This window comes from Pseudoalteromonas arctica A 37-1-2 (genome assembly GCF_000238395.3).
Taxonomy (GTDB): Bacteria; Pseudomonadota; Gammaproteobacteria; order Enterobacterales; family Alteromonadaceae; genus Pseudoalteromonas; species Pseudoalteromonas arctica.
This window is the reverse complement of the sequence record NZ_CP011025.1, coordinates 518,071-536,307: the sequence shown is the minus strand read 5'-3', so window position 1 is coordinate 536,307 and position 18,237 is coordinate 518,071. Positions and strand designations below refer to the sequence as shown.

Sequence of the window (18,237 nt, the reverse complement as noted above, 5' to 3'; positions counted from 1 at the left end):
AAGTCGTTTAATATAATTTTTCTAAAAACAAAAACAGCTACAGACCATAATCCTTAAATATCTACTCGCCGCTGTGAGTTCAATCAGTACATTACAGCCTTTGTCAAAAGCTATGTGTAGTCATGGCACTAAGCAAACAGCTATAAAAATGCGCAGTTTCAATAATTCGAGTTCCTCATCAGGCTAATAGCCCACATAAATGGCTATTCTCTGATAGTGGAAAATTAATCAGTCTTACTAGATTTTTAAAAACTTGGTCTAGTCATACATAAAACTCAAATAACTATTACTGCTCAATCTATAACCGGGTGAACTAATGTTTTAAGCTATTATATTGAGAGTATAATTTACTCTAATAACTTAAAAGTAAGCCTATGAATAAGTCTACTTTTAAATAATGGCGATAGCTCAAACCTTAACAAAAACATATAAATAAAGTGCTATCTGCTGTTATACTCTTTTTATTCAGAGAGGGTCTTATTCTAGTATGGTTACAATAAAGCAAGTCGCTGTCCACGCAGGTGTTTCATTTAAAACTGTATCGCGAGTCGTCAATCATGATCCAACAGTAAAAAATATTAACCGCGAGAAGGTTCTTAAAGCTATAAAAGAATTAGGTTATCGTCCTAATCGTGCGGCAAGTTTAACGCGACGTAAAAACTCAAACATTTACGCAATTATTGCTGATGAACTGCTTAGTGTTCCTTATACTTTTGATATTATACGCGGTGCCCAAGAAATTGCGTGGCAGAAAAATAAAGAACTGTTAATCCTCAATGTTAACGAAACCCAAGCGAGTATAGACAGAGCTATCGAAAGCCTTTTAGAGTATCGCGTAGAGGGCGTTATATATTCAGCAATGTATCATCGCCAAGTTTCGATCGCTGATGAACTAAAAAAAATACCAACAATTTTAGCGAACTGTTTTCCTGCTTCAAATAACTTTCCTTGCGTAGTACCTGATGAACAGCAAGCCGGTGAAGATATTACTGATGCATTAATACGCAAAGGCTATCGCCGAATTGCTTTCTTAAACTTAAATGAGCATATAATTGCTGCCAAAGGTCGCAAACAAGGCGTTATAAATTCATTTCAAAAGCACGGCTTACCACTCGATGATTTACTCATTGAATCGGTGATTATTGGTCAAGCCGATGGTAGTGAGATTTCTACTTCGAGAGAGTCTGCAGCGCGAGTAATAGACGAGTTTAAACCTGATGCTATTATTTGTGGCCAAGATCCCATGGCGCTGGAAATTTACTTTGTTGTGCATGATAAAGGAATGATCGTTGGTAAGGATATTGGTATAGCAAGTTTTGATGATTGGGGCAGTATTCCACAATTATTACAACCGAATTTAACCACCATGGCATTACCACACCATGCAATGGGACGTTGGGCAATGGAATACCTCATAGAGCAGCGTACTGATATTGTTCATCACAGCCTACCGTTTAATTTGATTGCTCGTGATTCGTTTTAATCGCATCTGCCTTTAATGTAAAAAACGACAATACGATAAACACACAAATAATCAAACCCAAATACTGATAGGCTAACGCAAAGCCTACATTATCATATACAACGCCTATCCCGACGGCTAACATTGACGCCACCAATTGCGTAGTAAATTGAAAGCCAATAATATAGATCATCGCTGAATAGCGCGCGTCAAAATGCATATTTATATATTTAAATAACGCAATCAGCATCAGCGGTAATTCAATGGCGTGTAATAATTTCAATAAACTAATGCTGATAGAGTCACTAACAATCCCCGAGCAATATATTCGTATCGCCATCAATACACCACTTAACAGCAACGAATTTTTAACGCCCATATAATTCACCCATTTTACAGCTAAATACAAAATAGCCGCTTCAAGAATAACTTGCGCTGAAGTTAAATAGCCAAAAAACTCTCGACCTTGCTCTCGGGTGTCAAAAAAAGAGGTGTAATAAATAGCAAATTGCTGATCAAATACCGCATAAATACAACTAACACCGATCACAAATACACTTAAACGCCAAAGCCCTGCAATTTTAAAAAATGCTTTAAGCTGTTTTACAGGAGAAAAAGTCCGAGAAGGCGCTATTTCGGGCTGATTTTGTGCGACCTTAACAAAGGCTAAAAAACCCATTAAGCAAACCGCTGCAATGCTTGATAACCAATAATTTAAACTAGGGGATAAATTAAAGGATAAACCGGCAAAGTAGCTTGCCATAGCCCAACCCAGTGACCCCCACATTCGAGCTTTACCAAATTCAAAGTTCGTCGAGCGACTTTGTTTATCAATATAACTTTCAAGCGTCCCTACTCCAGCTAAAAACGCACATGAAAAAACGGCACCGCCAAAAATGGCAGCCAGATAAAACTGCGTTTGTAGTAGTGGCGCGTATACATAATGAACAAATGGACCAATTAACATTATAAAAAATGCAATGAAATAAAGCAGTGTTTTTTGTAAACCAAGCTTATCTTGCAAGATGCCGTAGCAAGGCATTACGAGTAAAGCCATGATGGAATTAATACTAAAGATTATCCCGACTTTAGCACTATTGAGGCCTACTTCTTGGCTAAGCCAAATAGGAAATAATGAAAATGAAAAAGACCATGCCATAAAATAAACAAACAAAATGACACTTAATAGTCGATAATTGCTACTCATATATCGCACAGCCTTAGAGAAAGATTAATGACTCTATAATAATATAGAGTCATTTTGGAAGTTATTTTTCTATTGCTATATTATTTAACTTAACGTCACTAAGCGACAAAGACTGCTTAGCACTCACTTGTATTTTATTGTAAGGAGAGGTTGGAAAAACAATCGAGGTCATAGAGCTAACCCCTTTATTTACAAACACTTCTACCGACGCTTTATCTACCCATATCTCGACATCGTAATACTCAAGACCCTTTTGTAATGGCGCAGTTTGTAAAGAAGCAAACCCATCTTCAAAATCTTTTAAACCCGATTGTCTTCGGTCAAGTACAAGTTGTCCTTGAGCTGGGTCTAACTGCAGCTTAGTGTATTCACCTTTATCAGAGCTAAGCACAATATCAGTAACTTGCTCAGCGTTTGATAAACTAAAGCTCACTTTAAATTGCCCAGGTTCGACAGTAAAAAGCTCATCTAACTGGTAGCTATTTGTGCCAGTTAGGGTTGCCTTTTGCTGTGTGTTACTCAGTAAACTATCGAGTTCTTTGATAGGTTGAGATGCCAAACGCACGCCTGCTGGCGTTTGTAATAACTTTAATTCTCTGGGAATCGTCATTGCACTGCGCCATACCTCAGTCGGTACTTGGTTTGCGTATTGCCAGTTACTCATCCATCCCATAAATAAGTGTCTACCGTCTTGAGCATCAGAAAAAGTCACGCCAGCATAATTATCTGTACCGTAGTCTAGCCATATTGACGATTCATACTTTTCTGTTGCTGCTTTATCAGAAAATACGATATCAGCAATTTTTATATGCCCCCAATCACCTCGTTCATTGTCTACCACTTTAATATAAGCTTGCTGGCCTTTTAATTGACTCACGTTCCAAGAACGCTCGGCCATTGTACCTGTATTGTTTCCACTCGCGGTTTTAACTATTTCACCATCAACTAACAACTGTATTGCGGTACTGTTGTGATGCTTTCCACCTGCAATTTTGAAGTTAATGAAATCATGATTAATCGCAAATGATTTTGAAGTTAAGGTACCAATTGCCTCATCCGAGCCTTTAAAAGAACTGGCAATGGTATTTGTAGGTTGATCATTTACTATATGAAATGCTTCACCCGATACTTGCCAATTTTTTAAGCCATTTTTGAAGTTAGAAAAATCAAGCCCTTGAGGGAAAACGGCAGGTGTTGTTGTAAGCATTTTTTGATAATCGCTATCCAACACAAATTCTTCACCGTCAAAATCGCCAACAAAATATTGTGTACCAGAACCGCCATTTGGCGCGCCAGGATTAATACTCACTAATAGAACATATTTATATTCGCCGGTGCCTTCAATACGCACGCGAATAAGATCTGGACACTCCCATACACCTGCGTGACTGCCCCAATCAGCGCCGAAGTTACTTTCAAATTGCCATGTTTTTAAATCTTTTGAGCTGTAAAAGCCAATATGATCATCTTGAGCTAATACCATAACCCATTGCTGGGTATCTTCATGCCAACTTACTTTGGGGTCACGAAAGTCACGGATCCCAGGATTTTTTAATACCGGATTATTAGCGTATTTTATCCATGTACGGCCTTTATCGGTGCTATATGCTATACCTTGCGTTTGAAAATCAATCGCTCCCTGTGCCGCCTTTTTATCATCATGATAGGTAAATATAGCCACTAATGGTGGGTTATCTTTACTGCCAAAGCCGCTGCTATTTTGCCAATCAACTACCGCACTGCCAGAGAAGATAGTACCGTGCTCATCAGGAAACAACTTAATTTCTTGATGCTGCCAATTAACCATATCTTTACTAATTGCATGTCCCCAATGCATTGGTCCCCATACAGATGAATCAGGATTATGCTGGTAAAACAGATGATATTCGCCTTGGTAGTAAACCATACCATTAGGATCGTTCATCCAATGCTTTTCAGGAGTAAAATGAAAAACAGGTCGAAACGCCTCTTTGCTCGGTTTATCTGTCCCCTTAAGGGCTGTTTGTTCAGTTGGGTTTGTCATGCTACATGCTGCCAAAAATGATGAAATTAAAACTAAATTAACGGTTCGCATCTAATGCTCCATGCTTATTATTGGTATCTAATGAAATTGCTTCTAAAGAACATCCCTTTGTTTCTGGCATAAACCACACAACAAAAATCAATTGCCCTAACATCATTAAAGTAAAGAAAGTGAATACTTCAGTGGCACTAAAACGTTCTAAGAAAAATGGCATAAGTAAAGTGATTGCTGCGGCAAAAAACCAATGCGTACCGGAGCCTAAAGACTGCCCTTTTGAACGTACTTTGTTCGGGAATATTTCTGCAATGAAGACCCAAATAACGGTACCTTGGCCAATGGCATGAGCGGCAATAAACACAAATACAAACGCTACAACCGTTAAGCCTCCAGAGTCAGTACTAAATGCCCACGCCACGACAGAGAGGGAAATAACGTAGCCAATTGAGCCGATATACATCAGCGAACGTCGGCCAAATTTATCAATCAACGATAAACCCAGCATGGTAAAACATAAGTTAACCACGCCAATTCCAGCGCCTGAAAGTAAGGATTGATTTACATCCAATCCTGCAAGTTCAAATACGCGCGGTGCATAATAAATAATAAAGTTAATGCCAGATAATTGATTAAATGCGGCAAATAAAAATGCAAATAAAGCCGCCTTATTGTAACTACCACCAAATAGCTTTGATTGACTGTTTTGTAACTTGTCGCGTTCTATGTCATTTAATACTTGGTCTGGGTTTTGTTCACCTAAAGTAACTAAGATTGAACGCGCTTTAGCTTTTTCGTTTTTCTTTTGCACTAACCAACGTGGGCTTTCAGGTGCCTTAATGATCATTAATAAATAAGCTAAGGCCGGTATTGCCTCCACACCTAACATTAAACGCCAGTCAATTGCAGATGTTCCTGCAATCAAAAAATTAGAAACAAACGCAACTAAAATACCAAATACAATTTGAAACTGATAAAGCGCGACCAAACGCCCACGGTACTTAGCAGGTGCAATCTCAGAGATATAAGCAGGTACAACAATTGAAGAAATACCCACTCCCACGCCACCAATAAACCGTAGTAAGGCGAAGCTATATGCGTCAGGTGCCATGGCGGAGCCAAGTGCCGAAACTAAAAACAACACACCGACTAAAATCAATGTGGGTTTTCTACCCCACTTATCGCATGGATAATTACCAGTTAAGGCACCAAGTAGAGTTCCCCACAAAGCTGAAGACATAATAAATAAGCCATGAAATAACGAGCTCGTATTCCATAATGCTTGAATAGGTTTATCCGCACCGGATATAACAGCAGTATCAAAGCCGAATAAAAAACCAGCAACTGCAACAGTGACTGACCAGTAAATAATTTTTTTCATAATCACTCTTAAAACTTAAAGCTTAAAAGGTGGGCCGAAACCCACCACTATTAATAACCTGGGTTTTGTGTGTACGACCCACCACTTAAAATAATTTGCTGGTTTGGAATAGGTAAATACTCATGCTTACCTTTAGTGAAAATAGCATCGACCAAATAAGGTTTGCGTACAGCTTCAATTGCTAAGTAACTATCAATAGTTTCTTTTGCTATTCCCCAACGCACTAAGTCGAAAAAGCGATGTCCTTCAAGCCCTAATTCTAAACGTCGCTCAAAGCGCAGTGCTGCTCTTGCTAGCTCTTTAGAACCAAAACTTGCATATAAGCCAATGTTATAAATACTCGCGTTATGCAATCTATCGGTGCTGTGTTTAGCGCGTTCACGAATACGGTTAATGATTGGCAATGCTTCGTCATATCTGTCTAACTCAATTAATGCTTCTGCTTTCCAAAGCAATACATCAGCGTAACGGATAAGCGGTGTATTTAATGAAAAGATTGGAAAAGGGCCATTCTCACCACGACAACTACAGTCAGGGTGTTCAAGATCTTTCATTGCCGTAAAGTTGCCATATATACCTGGTGCGCGTGCCCAACTATCACCGCCATGGATCAAGTTGTCATCATACTTAAATGGTTTACCTTCCATTGCCACTGTGTGATCTAAGCGAGGGTCAACTGAGTCAGTCGTCATGTCGTAGTTAAAGTCGTTAAAAGAGTCGAATAATGGCAAACCTTGTTGGTCTGTTTTAAACGCATTAACAAAATTTTCTGTTGGCACATGAAAACCACAACAGCCAAAACCACCAGCCATTGGCGCATTTAATGCACTAGGCCAGCTACCACGTCCATCTGGAGAGCCGTCATTTAGAGAGCGCTGAATAGCAAAAACTGATTCTTTACCATTTTCACTTTCAAACAAAAAGTTATTCGCGTAATCATCAAATAAGCCATAGACGCCGGCCTCTTCAATTTCATCAACCAGGGCCACTACTTTTACAAGTTTATCTTTATTAATATTAATAACTTGGTGTAGCTCATTCTGCTCATACGCTTGGTAGAGCAATGTTTTAGCTAGATATGCCTTAGCCGATAACGCTGAAGCGCGCCCTACATCTTCTTGGGTTTGTGGTAAATTGTTTGCAGCAAACTCAAAATCTGCAGCAATTTTATCCCATAGCTCCTGATCGTTCAGCTCACGATTAGTAGCGCTAAGAATTTGATCTTGCGTCATTGTTTCATCAATCCACGGAATATGCTTATGATGTATTTTTAAATCAAAGTAAAAAATACTGCGGATAAACCGCAGTTCGGATTGTTTTGCAGCACTGTTTTCAATTGCTTCTGGCGCATTTGCGATTACTGCTAATGCTGAATTTGCTCTTGAAATTCCCGTGTAATTACGTACCCATTTTTTATTGTTCAAATCAATTAAATCTGGCGGGAAAGACTCCATATCAGGCACTATTGGCTGATATAAAGACAAAGCATGATAAGCAAAGATATCACCGGGTCCATTACCACCTTTGTGAGCATCTCCGGCACGTAAGTTTCCTGTCGGCCATAAAAAGTTAGGCGCAGTATAATGATCGTTTCCTAAATATGAGTAGGCAGCAATAATCAACGCATCTACATTTTCACTGTTAGAAACTTGCTCTTCGGTTAATACCCCAGAAGGTGCAACATCAAGATCAGAATCACCACACGATGCTAAAGAAAGCGCAAGTGTAGCTGCTGTAAATAGTGTTTTAATTTTATTCATAATATGTGCTCGTATCGTTGTCGTTTTAATAAATCAAAAAGAAAGGTTCACGCCTAACGTGATACGTTTTGGTATTGGGAAGTTGCCGTTTGGAGTTTCTGGATCCTGGCTTAGCGTCCCTGATGGAGTAATGGTCAATAAGTTACTTCCCTGCAAATAAATTCGTGCAGAACTTATACCGTATTGACTTAACCACTGTTCATCAGGTGTATAACCGATAGATAAGTTACGAAGCTTTATGTAGCTGCCATCTTCCCAAAACAAACTTGATTGACGGCCTTCACCATTATTATCGATTAAAGTTAATGCCGGTACATTACTGTCAGTATTGTTAACTGACCATGCATCAAGAACGCGATCACCGTAGTTAGAGCCTATATTTAATGATGTGAAGTCAGTAAACCCACGCCAGCTGTTACGTATCTCGCCACCCTGAACACCCTGCCAGAACATATTGAAATCCCAATTTTTGTATTTGAAATTCATGTTCAATCCATACATAAAGTCAGGATCAGTATCGGTGAAAAAGCTTTGATCGTTTTCATCAATCACGCCATTGCCGTCTAAATCTTTCCAGCGAACTCGACCTAAACCAGCCCCAGATTGCGCTGCGTGAGCATCTATTTCACCTTGATTTTGGAATAACCCATCGGCGACATAACCATAAATAGAATTGACTGAATGACCAACAATCGTTTTATCATCACCATTACCACCAAATGAGTTAACAACGTCCTCTGGTAATGAAACAACCTTATTTTTAGCTGAAGAAATGTTAAAGCTAATATCGACATCGATATCACCATCTAAGCTATCAAAGGTAAGGTAATCGGCGTATCCAATGAGAAACTCAAAACCAGAGTTTTCAATCGTGCCGCCATTGACCCATTGCTGAGCGCCTTCCCCTAATGTTGCAAGTGGATTGGTTAACGTTAAAATATCCTCTGTGGTTTTCTCAAACCAATCGATACTGCCGTAAATGGTTTCGTAACGCATGCCAAAATCAAGACCAATGTTTGTTTGCGTTGATGTTTCCCACTTTAGGCCATCATTCCCTGTTTGTGCTTTTACAAACCCAGAAGGAAGCGTGCCGCCATTAGCACCGCCTATATCATAAGCGGTCCCTTCATCTTGCTGATCAGTGAATAAAGATCGAGTTGCATAGCGGCTTAAATACGTTGTATATGTTGCATCGGTAGGGATTTCTTGATTACCCGTTTTGCCCCAACTAGCACGAAGCTTTAAGGTAGATAAAAATTCAATATCATAGAATGATTCGTTGCTGATCACCCAACCTGCAGAAATAGCGGGGAAATTACCGTAGCTATTATTACTACCAAAACGAGATGAACCATCGCGACGAATTGTTAAACCTGCTAAATATCGGTCATCGAAGTTATAGTCAATACGCGCAAAATAAGAATTAAGAGACCATTTATCGCCATCCCCTTCCACACGAACATCGCCCGTTGCTTGTGATAAATGAGCATAATCACGATCATCAGACGCAAAACCTGAACCAAAACCAACAGATCCTTCATACTCATAATCTATTTGTTCTGTACCAACCAAAAACGTAAAATGATTTGTGTCTAAATCAAGCTTATATTCTGCGGTATTAGTCCAACTAAAACTGCTATTCCAATTTTCTGTCACTGACAGCTGATCACCATAGTTTAGCGAGCCAGCTTGAAAAGCACGGGTATAGTTTCTGAAGTAGTATTGCCCGTAATCTAAACCGATAGAGCTTTTTAACGTTAAGTCCTCTATTGCCTCATACTCAACAAAAATATTCCCCATTAATTTATTGAATCTACTGACATTGTCTCGATTCATTTCAATTAATCTAAATGGATTATCACGGTCAGTTACACCAGGAACAGGTCCTCCCCAGCCACCTTCATCGTTGTACACAGGAACGATAGATTGTTGTTCTATTGCCAAAGTTAGAATATTACCGGCCAGATCATTAACCAAGTTTGATTCTTGGTTTGTCACTATAAAGTTTTCACCAATCTTAAGCTTATTCGTTAGCTGATAATCAGAATTAACGCGAAAGCTTATTCGTTCAAACTCTGAGCCATCAACAACACCTTCTGAGCCGAAATATCCAAGTGAACTATATATCGAAGCTTTGTCTGAACCACCTGCAACTGAAAAGTTAAGATCGGTTACTTTTGCAGAGCGTGTAACTTCATCAAACCAGTTTGTATCTGCTGGGCGTTGCACCTGTGCAGCATCCGTAAACTCAGGAAAAACAACGTTGTTTAATTGAGGGTTATTAAAATCATTATTCCAATCATAAGTATAAAGAGAACTTGCTGCATTTGGATCTGAGCCGTCGTTTACTGCAGCTTGCCAAACTGCTTGTGCCCTTTGCTGTGTATTTAATGGATTTAATTCATAGTTAAAATCATCATATGACTGATTAAAAGAGAAATTAAAGTCGAGCCCTTCATTCCCTTTTTTGGTGGTGATAATAATGACCCCATTACCAGAGCGAGCACCAAAAATACTTGCAGCTGCCGCATCTCTTAGCACCTGTATATCAGCAATATCATGGCTATTAAGTTCATGCATTCCAGATTTAGTTGGTACGCCATCAATAACATATAATGGATCGTTATTTCCAAGTGGCCCTAAACCTTGACCACGAATACGCACCGTTGCTGCAGAGTTAGGTGAACCATTCGTTGTAATTTGCAAGCCAGGCACACGCCCCTGCAAATTTTGCATGATATTACCTGAAGGCTGATCAACGACATCTTCAAGCTCAACTGTACTCACTGCGCCGGTTAAATCTTGTTTTTTAACACTTCCATAACCATATGAAACTTCAATAACTTCAATACCATCATTAGGAGTAATTTCATTTTTTTGCTGCTCGGCGGCAAAAAGACTTAATGGCAATGAACAACCTAGCAGTATAGTGCTAACACTTACTGCTAGTTTAGTTTTGTGAAATATGAGCATTGTGTGTCCTCATTTTAATTTTACTTTTTAATATTGATTTCAGCATTCAATTAAACAACGTTGTCTTTTGTGTGTAAAAAAATACTTTTTTTATCGTTCTTAAGTTGCTTTAGTAAACCAGACAAACAAAACAACGTTGTCTTTTTAACATTTAAAAAACATCTATTCAATATAAATAACAAATAAATTTATTAAAATAATCAAAATTTAAAATTAACGCTTTACGCTAACATGGTTCGATAAATTCTAAGATTTGCTGATGCGTTATATCTGGTGTTGCCCCTAACTGCTGAGCAACCATAGCTCCGGCAGCACAAGCAAAATCAATCGCCTGTTGCGGATCGTTTTGAATGCAAAGTTGATAAATTAAAGCCCCCAAAAACGAATCACCAGCGCCAACAGTATCCACAACATCGATTAGATACCCTGAGTTATAGTAATTTTTACCTCTAATCGATAATAAAGCACCATGGTTTCCTTTCGTCACGCACAAAAACTCTGTGTTGGTTTGCTTTGCTATAAATGCTAAGTTTTGTTCTAGTGAATGGTGTTTACACCCCATTCCTTTTGCTATTTCATATAGTTCTTCATCATTTAGCTTGATAAAATCAGCGCTATTCATTAGCTCTATTAAGCTCTCAAGTTGATAGTGAGGAGCTCGTAAATTTACATCAAACACTTTAAACTTCGCGTGTTCTAGTAGTTGCTTCAAAGTCATTAATGAAGTGTCGGTACGGCCAATTAAACTACCAAAGACAAAAATTTCTGTTGATTCAACTTTATTGATAATTTCATCCGTTAAAACAATATTATCCCAAGCGGTATCCGATATAATTTCATATTTAGCAGAACCGTGACTATCAAGTGCCACTAGGACTGTACTCGTATTTTTATGTGGGCTCACCGCAATGTACTCTGTACTCAATTGTTTTTCTTTTAATTCATCAAGAAGAACATTACCTAACCTATCCTCCCCAACTGCGCTTATCATTTGTGCATCAATTCCAAGTGATTTTACCCTAAAGCACATATTTAAAGGTGCACCGCCCAAACGCTTGGTTTCCCCAAAGCAGTCCCACAAAACCTCCCCAAAACAGACTAGACTAACTTTATTAGCCATGTTTTGACTTATGATTATACTCATTCAATAGTTTCCTTATACGTTCCGATTATCAGATAGACGAATTAAACAATGGTCGACCTATCTTTCATCACATTAAAATACTAGATGTTCATATATATTTGTTAAGTAAATGTGTCTTGGATATTATTCCATTCGAAGCGCAAAGACAACGTTGTTTATTCGACTCTTAACTATAAGTGAGGTAGCTATACTATTAATATCTGGTTTATGTTCTAACCCACTATCGACTAGGAATTAGAGGTGCTAATATCAAAAACGCTCTGTCAATAGCTTAAGGTCTGTATGTCTAACAACATTCAAAATAGTATTAATCATAAATTTGTTGAGATGCTCAGCGATGGAACAATTAATTTAAACTCAAACTCTTTGGATGAAATTGAATTGATTCAGCGTGGCTTAGATATAAACTGTGTTGAGAAATTTAGACTTGAGTTACGCTGGGATCTACAATCGTTTACTAAGGCGATTGGTACAAATACAAAAGCTTTCGAACGCTATATAAAAGAACATAAACGTTTAAATGTAACCTTAAGTGAAAATATCGTTGAATTAGCTCATTTGGCATCAGTTTGTATTGATTACTTTGAGAGTGTTGAACGGTGGACCACATGGCTTAATACACGCTCTTTGCAATTTAGTTCAGAAATGCCTTTGACGTTTGTTAACACTATTGCCGGACGGGAGTTGATCAAAAAAACTGTAGACAACCTCAACCATGGTTATAATGCTTGAATTAAAATATCTCAGATGTCGCTTGATATTAGAATCTTCAAACTTACAAAGCAATATCATTAATTGGAAAACTCTGAAAACAGAGTGAGTAACCTTAAATATTATACATCTACTTTTAAATCAAAAATAGAATACTAGTCCTCAAATAAAGGGCTGGCATTCTATTACTACTCACTGCCTTTTCGGCAGAGTTACATTAACTTAAACATCGAATCGATTGTTTTTATCTTCAGCTGCCTATACGGCAGGTCACATTGAGCGGTCAACTATTATAATAGAACCGTCATTATCAGCTGCCTATACGGCAGATCACCTTTATTTCGATGGCGCATGTAATCCAAATCCATTCTCAGCTGCCTACTCGGCAGGTCACTATAAAAGTAGCTAAGCTTATTTATATAATTCATATAATTAAAAAGCAAATTCAATTTTACCCATATTTTTATATGCTTGCTCAGAGGGTTCTGTTATCAACGGCTTATAATGAAGACATTAATAAAGGTTAATTACTTTCTATTAAAGGTGATAAATCAGGAACCGTGCCCTTAAACTTTTCATTTGAGGAAAAACCATAATTACTCAAGACTGGCTCTGCTTGGCAATCGGCATCTTGCTTTTGAATATGAAGAATATAATCTTCTTGTGAACTCTTACTAGTCATAGCTACCCTATGAAATATATCAATCTCTCGGGGAGCTTCGAGCTTTTTAGGATTAAAATCTTCACCTCTTGCTAATGCTCTTTTTTGCAGGCGCTTTAATCTTCTCCTACTTTCACCTGTGAATATTTTTGCTACCGACTGATTACGTATAAAACGTACTTCTTGGCAACTGTCAGGAACGGTTGAAATTTGGCTTATTTTAAAAAAGCCACAATCTTGCATGTCAACAAAGTATGCTTGCTCTTTAAGGCTGTTTAAAACCTCCATATCCTTATGAACAAAAGCAATTACATTGCCAATTGATGAGTCTGACCAAGCTGGAAACGTAACTCCCATTCCTTCAATGTTATGCTTTAAAATAAACCCATGCATGATAGAAATACAACGGCCAGTAAGCAGCGCTAGATTGGCTTGTTTTGGTAAAAAGTGGACTGTGAAGTAATACCTTTGCATAACTACGCCTTTTTAGCCTCTGCTTTTTTCTGGAACATTCCGCCCTTAATCAATACAGAAAATAAATAATAAATAGCTGGGTCTATATTTTCATTTTTATTAGTAATACAATTTTTAAGGGCTGATAAATACCACTCAGTATTTTTAAAAATAGAATAAAAGTTCTGCTCAGAATCGGGAGGACGTCGGGCAATGCCTATTTCTTTATCTGCACCAAACTCATGCACACGTAATCTTTTACTTGCATCCTCATCCCACCAATCATCAATTGACTGAAGCGCTGCACCTATTTTTACTGAATTAAAACTTACAGCGTAACGGCCATCTGCACACTTAGATTTTACAAACTGTTTTGAGGCCTCTCCTTGCTTAACCTTGTCGTTAAGGATTTGGCTTGGGTAAACCTCTTGGCAAAATGAGGCTTCTATTTTCGCGGTTATATCGGCACTCCAAAACACATTGGGATCAGTTAATGCGCTCTCAATTTCATTACTTAGTTCCTCTAGTACTCTTTGATCATCAGAAGCCCACTTACTTTCCCAAGCCAACTTACGGGTGTTATCGATTAAATAACGATTCCCTTTGCTGGTTTTAATTTCAATTTGAGTGTTGCCGGTGTTTTGATTACGCCAAAGCCATGTGCCTAATAAAATATTTCTGCAATAACGAGTAGCTAACTCTTTATAACCACCACACTCTTTAAATATTGTGGCCAACTCTTTTAATAAAGAGAAAACCTCTGGGTCACTACAGCCTGAAGGAGCTAACGAGTTAGCCTGTACTCTCAAAGAAAACCTGCAAAATATATGTTCCACGTTTGGAGGAACATAACACTCTTCTAGAGTTAATATATTATTATGTGTTAGGTCCTGAGGTGAGATGTTTTTTGGTAAAAACTGCGGGGTGAATGCTTCAGTAAAACCAGATTTAGGGCCTCTAACTTTATTAATATCAGCTTCTAGAGGAACAAAATCAGAGTCCGCCGTTTTATAAAAAAACACAGCTTTACTAGGGTAAAGCGAGCGGTCATATTTTAATATATTACATAGTTCCATTAAGTATTTTCCGGTTAAACTTTTTTCATTAGCATAAACTTTTCTTGTGCATCTAGCACCCAAAAAGCGCTATTAAAATAGTTACCAATACCTTTTAACCTAACACTAATGGCCGTTTCGTATTTCACCACTCCTATTGCTGGTTCAGCATAACAATGCAGTCTTTCAAGTGCTCCAACTCTAGCCATCGGTTCAGTAAGTAACATATACCCCATCATAGATGGGCTTAGTTTAGAGTCATTATTTAGTAATAAGAGTAGCTCATCTAAATCCTCTATTTTGTGGTCATTTGGCATTACCCAACAACCAGATAAAGGGAGTCGCTTAAGCTTTTCAAACAGCTGATTTTCATTACTATACAAATAGCACCAATTTACGTTTGAAGAAAGCTGAGGCTGATGCATAACACCACCTGCAAAGGTAGATGGGAAATACGCTTTCAAAATATCTGGCTCACTATCTACTGTTTGTAAATCATCTTCATAACCATCAATGTGTATTATTAAATCAAATATCAAATCACAGTATTTGCCGTCAATAATTCCTGGTCGCTTAAGCTTATTTTGCTGAGCGCCTTGAAGGCTAAGTTCAGGAAGCTTTTTTCCTGCTACAGCAGAATAATCCCTAATAAACCAAGAAAAAGATGTGAACCGTACATTTATCCCAAGCGCTTCATTAAGCTTTCTTTGGTAGCTATGAAGCATCCCCCAAACAGCGGTTAAAGATGGAATACCTGAGCAGTAAGGGTTTGATAATGCTTGCGCATCAAACACGCGTATACCGCTTAAATGTAGATAGCGATAATGTTCATCATCTTCTTCAATCAGTTCATTTTTTTGATCTGTAAGATTAATAAGTAGCCATTGTAAAGCTGCTTTTAAAGGGCTCATTAATTGGGGATGGAAAGCATACCTTTGTGTCATGCTCACATCGCTAAGCATTTCATTTAGTAACCTAAATAAAGGAATCGTTAGCAAAGGGAGCTCATCGTCGGACAGCGATAGTATTTTATACTCTAGTTGGTCTGAAGTCCCCTCAAGCTGCTCTAAGCCAACTTCAGTCTCAATAATGTCTAAGCGCCACTCATATATAGGTGAAAACCACTCTAAAAGCGTACTTCTTACATCTCTAATATTTTTAACTTTTTGTTGTCTGCGTTGTTTAAGAGCCAAGGCGTTATTGCTAAATATAATACCCTCTAAAGCTTTAATGAATTCTGGTTTTAATAGTGCTCCAACGTTAAATACTGTTTGGCCATTGTTTAATTTAAATTGTCGAGAACTACTTAAACCATGATATTTATTTAGTATCTTAGGAGGGTAATTAAGTACATTAACAACCCCACCTAAGGAAGCAGCTAACAAACTAACAGCAGCAGGACGCGTAAACTCTACATTGCTAAATCGAGCTCGTTTATCAATTGCCGCCTGTTGAATTTTTGATTGAACAACATGGCTAATCACAGGCGTAACAGCTAAGTAACCATCATGATAAGGCATTCTAATTTGGCGAGAGTAGCGGTCAACAGAGTCGGGAATGGCCTCTTCAGGCAATGATTTTTTAACGGTTACACATAAGCTTTTAAATGCCTTAACGGATAACCCAAGAGAGGTAAATGCGGCTTTCCAGTTATCTGAGTTCGTAGCTAATACTTGTGCCAAACAACTGTCTTGATTTTGCCATTTAAAGTAACTAACAAATAATTTAGCAAAATTAACTTTAGCTGAGTCATGTGACCAGCCATAGGCTTTAGGATAGTTAGCACTACTCAAAACATAAGAATCTAGTAGTGGAGGCGCTACAGCTAAATTTTGCTTACTGACTCTAATATCAGGGTACTTTAAATTATGAGTATGAAACCACGCTATTTCCTTAATACATTTATTAATATGCTCTTCACTTTTTAAAGCCTGTTTTGCTAACTGCTTATCCAGCAAGTCATCAACTTGGTTTTTTCGGTAAGTCAGGTTTAACAAAATAATTAAAGTATTGCCTTCGCAGCCTGTTATATCAATCGTTGTTGTGTAAGGGTTAAAAGCACGACGTATCAACCTATCTCGCTCAGCGATGTCTGTAATCTCTAACAGTTCTTTTAAATGCATATACTCACCATGCCGACAAATACATTCTAGCTTTATCATTTCCAAAACTAGTTTTGTACTCTATAGCATGCCTTAAAAAAAACACGCCCTTATAGGGATTGATTCGCTGGTTCATTTTGTGACGAAATGCCGTTTGCAAAATACCATCTTGGTACAACCTATAAACCTGTTCTACTGAAGTGCCTAACAAAGTTGCAGCCTCTAATACGCTTACCAATAAGTCGGCTGTGTTTGGTTTTTTAGCTTTAGGATTACCCTCAACCAAAGTAACTAAATAATCTAATAGAGCCCTATAAATAAAGTGAAGTTCTCTCTGCATTTGAGTACTGGGGCAAGCCAAAATAGCATCACCGAAAATAAACTTAAACTCTGTTTTATTAAACAGATCTATTAGCTTCATTTCTGCATTTTTACTTAGTTCATCAAGCTCTTTATAAAAAACTGCTGGCCACATACTAAAATAATCCACAGCGTCATCTAAACAAAAGTTATCTGTTTGAGAATACCGCCCCTGATACCAAAGAAGCGCAGCAAAGCGTTCTGTAAGAGTAGTGTTGTTAAATAGCGAGTGGCTATCATTGCGCTCACTTTTATCCAGCAATTTATTTAAATGCTCAATGCTTAATGCATTTACAGGCGAGGTACTAGCCCAAGTTAGCTCAAAACCGCATGAACAATGAGTGATTGACTCATTTTCTATGTAGTTAATTGGAGCGCAGCATTCAGGACAGTTATGAGCCAAAGTACACTGATGTTTAGTACATGCATCTACCCACTTTATGTGCCAGCTTTGTTTTATATAAGCTTCTTCTGCAAGACATTGTGGGCATACCGGAATCGAATCAACGGCTGCCTCGGTGTGATAACGAATAAATTTCTGGGGAATATCTACGCCATTTTTATATAAGGCAGCTGAGGAGTTAAATTTAATATCTGACTTTAACAAAGCCAGTTTTTGTAGCTCGTATCGAGGTAAATCTAATAATGTCTCGAGTAAACCTAAAGCCCGCATCCTAAAGTGGCTATTATGCTTGGCGTGGTATACGTTGAGTCTTTTTAAATCTATCGGGAATGCACCATGCGCCTCAAAATCAAGCTCATGTAGCTCTTCGCGAATAGCTAAACTTAACCCTTCATACGAGTCAAAAAAATTCTCTGAAACGACCCGTAACAAGTAACTTTCCAGCGATTCGTCAGAAAATGCCCGAGCCTTGGGAGAAAATAGAAAAGCCATCCAACACCTTGAAACTTAGTAATCCTAAGTAACAAGATAATGTTATCTAATAAAAA

Annotated in this window: 12 protein-coding genes; 2 read left to right on the top strand and 10 right to left on the bottom strand. The window is 38.0% G+C overall.

From position 1 onward, the window contains the following. The first annotated feature begins 487 nt into the window (after positions 1-487). On the top strand, positions 488-1,483 hold the full coding sequence (locus PARC_RS02355; protein ID WP_002958422.1) for a LacI family DNA-binding transcriptional regulator: 996 nt from the start codon (positions 488-490) through the stop codon (positions 1,481-1,483). On the opposite strand, the gene PARC_RS02350 is transcribed toward PARC_RS02355, so the two are convergent. The 6 genes from PARC_RS02350 to PARC_RS02325 all read right to left on the bottom strand — a co-directional run bounded on the left by PARC_RS02350 (position 1,455) and on the right by PARC_RS02325 (position 11,944). Continuing rightward, positions 1,455-2,669 carry an oligosaccharide MFS transporter gene (locus PARC_RS02350; RefSeq protein ID WP_002958421.1) on the bottom strand — a complete coding sequence of 405 codons (1,215 nt, stop codon included), beginning with the start codon at positions 2,667-2,669 and terminating at the stop codon, positions 1,455-1,457. The two genes, PARC_RS02355 and PARC_RS02350, sit on opposite strands and share 29 nt — an antisense overlap. Positions 2,670-2,730: 61 nt before the next feature. Further along, positions 2,731-4,743, bottom strand: a complete 2,013-nt coding sequence (locus tag PARC_RS02345) for a glycoside hydrolase family 32 protein (RefSeq protein ID WP_010554116.1) — start codon at positions 4,741-4,743, stop codon at positions 2,731-2,733. Next, on the bottom strand, positions 4,730-6,067 hold the full coding sequence (locus PARC_RS02340) for a sugar porter family MFS transporter (RefSeq protein ID WP_002958419.1): 1,338 nt from the start codon (positions 6,065-6,067) through the stop codon (positions 4,730-4,732). The genes PARC_RS02345 and PARC_RS02340 overlap by 14 nt, the downstream gene beginning before the upstream one ends. 50 nt (positions 6,068-6,117) lie before the next feature. Next, positions 6,118-7,827: a RagB/SusD family nutrient uptake outer membrane protein gene (locus PARC_RS02335; RefSeq protein ID WP_010554115.1), complete on the bottom strand. Its 1,710-nt coding sequence runs from the start codon at positions 7,825-7,827 to the stop codon at positions 6,118-6,120. Between the two features lie 33 nt (positions 7,828-7,860). Further along, entirely contained in the window at positions 7,861-10,800 is a 2,940-nt protein-coding gene (locus PARC_RS02330) for a SusC/RagA family TonB-linked outer membrane protein (RefSeq protein ID WP_010554114.1), read from the bottom strand. Between the two features lie 226 nt (positions 10,801-11,026). Next, positions 11,027-11,944: a carbohydrate kinase family protein gene (locus tag PARC_RS02325; protein WP_010554113.1), complete on the bottom strand. Its 918-nt coding sequence runs from the start codon at positions 11,942-11,944 to the stop codon at positions 11,027-11,029. A 282-nt stretch (positions 11,945-12,226) separates the two neighbouring features. On the opposite strand from PARC_RS02325, the gene PARC_RS02320 reads away from it, so the two are divergent. Next, complete coding sequence (locus tag PARC_RS02320; protein ID WP_010554112.1) at positions 12,227-12,676, top strand: antitoxin Xre/MbcA/ParS toxin-binding domain-containing protein; 450 nt, start codon at positions 12,227-12,229, stop codon at positions 12,674-12,676. 502 nt (positions 12,677-13,178) lie between these two features. Here the strand turns inward: PARC_RS02320 and cas6f are convergent. The 4 genes from cas6f to PARC_RS02295 are packed head-to-tail and all read right to left on the bottom strand — an operon-like array spanning position 13,179 to position 18,181. Further along, the gene (gene cas6f, locus PARC_RS02310; RefSeq protein WP_010554110.1) at positions 13,179-13,790 is read right to left on the bottom strand and encodes a type I-F CRISPR-associated endoribonuclease Cas6/Csy4; all 612 of its coding nucleotides are present in this window, start codon (positions 13,788-13,790) and stop codon (positions 13,179-13,181) included. A gap of 2 nt (positions 13,791-13,792) precedes the next feature. Then, positions 13,793-14,845 carry a type I-F CRISPR-associated protein Csy3 gene (gene csy3, locus PARC_RS02305; protein ID WP_010554109.1) on the bottom strand — a complete coding sequence of 351 codons (1,053 nt, stop codon included), beginning with the start codon at positions 14,843-14,845 and terminating at the stop codon, positions 13,793-13,795. 14 nt (positions 14,846-14,859) lie between these two features. Next, positions 14,860-16,986 (bottom strand): type I-F CRISPR-associated protein Csy2, encoded by a 2,127-nt coding sequence (locus PARC_RS02300; protein ID WP_148664644.1) that lies wholly within the window; start codon positions 16,984-16,986, stop codon positions 14,860-14,862. Then, the gene (locus tag PARC_RS02295) at positions 16,952-18,181 is read right to left on the bottom strand and encodes a TniQ family protein (protein ID WP_010554107.1); all 1,230 of its coding nucleotides are present in this window, start codon (positions 18,179-18,181) and stop codon (positions 16,952-16,954) included. Before PARC_RS02295 ends, PARC_RS02300 begins: the two co-directional genes overlap by 35 nt. Positions 18,182-18,237: the final 56 nt, after the last annotated feature.

Coding starts and splice junctions, on each gene's coding strand:
- PARC_RS02350 (WP_002958421.1), bottom strand. CDS start 2,669: ATGAGTAGCAATTATCGACTATTAAGTGTCATTTTGTTTGTTTATTTT.
- PARC_RS02320 (WP_010554112.1), top strand. CDS start 12,227: ATGTCTAACAACATTCAAAATAGTATTAATCATAAATTTGTTGAGATG.
- PARC_RS02295 (WP_010554107.1), bottom strand. CDS start 18,181: ATGGCTTTTCTATTTTCTCCCAAGGCTCGGGCATTTTCTGACGAATCG.
- PARC_RS02330 (WP_010554114.1), bottom strand. CDS start 10,800: ATGCTCATATTTCACAAAACTAAACTAGCAGTAAGTGTTAGCACTATA.
- PARC_RS02335 (WP_010554115.1), bottom strand. CDS start 7,827: ATGAATAAAATTAAAACACTATTTACAGCAGCTACACTTGCGCTTTCT.
- csy3 (WP_010554109.1), bottom strand. CDS start 14,845: ATGGAACTATGTAATATATTAAAATATGACCGCTCGCTTTACCCTAGT.
- cas6f (WP_010554110.1), bottom strand. CDS start 13,790: ATGCAAAGGTATTACTTCACAGTCCACTTTTTACCAAAACAAGCCAAT.
- PARC_RS02355 (WP_002958422.1), top strand. CDS start 488: ATGGTTACAATAAAGCAAGTCGCTGTCCACGCAGGTGTTTCATTTAAA.
- PARC_RS02340 (WP_002958419.1), bottom strand. CDS start 6,067: ATGAAAAAAATTATTTACTGGTCAGTCACTGTTGCAGTTGCTGGTTTT.
- PARC_RS02325 (WP_010554113.1), bottom strand. CDS start 11,944: ATGAGTATAATCATAAGTCAAAACATGGCTAATAAAGTTAGTCTAGTC.
- PARC_RS02300 (WP_148664644.1), bottom strand. CDS start 16,986: ATGATAAAGCTAGAATGTATTTGTCGGCATGGTGAGTATATGCATTTA.
- PARC_RS02345 (WP_010554116.1), bottom strand. CDS start 4,743: ATGCGAACCGTTAATTTAGTTTTAATTTCATCATTTTTGGCAGCATGT.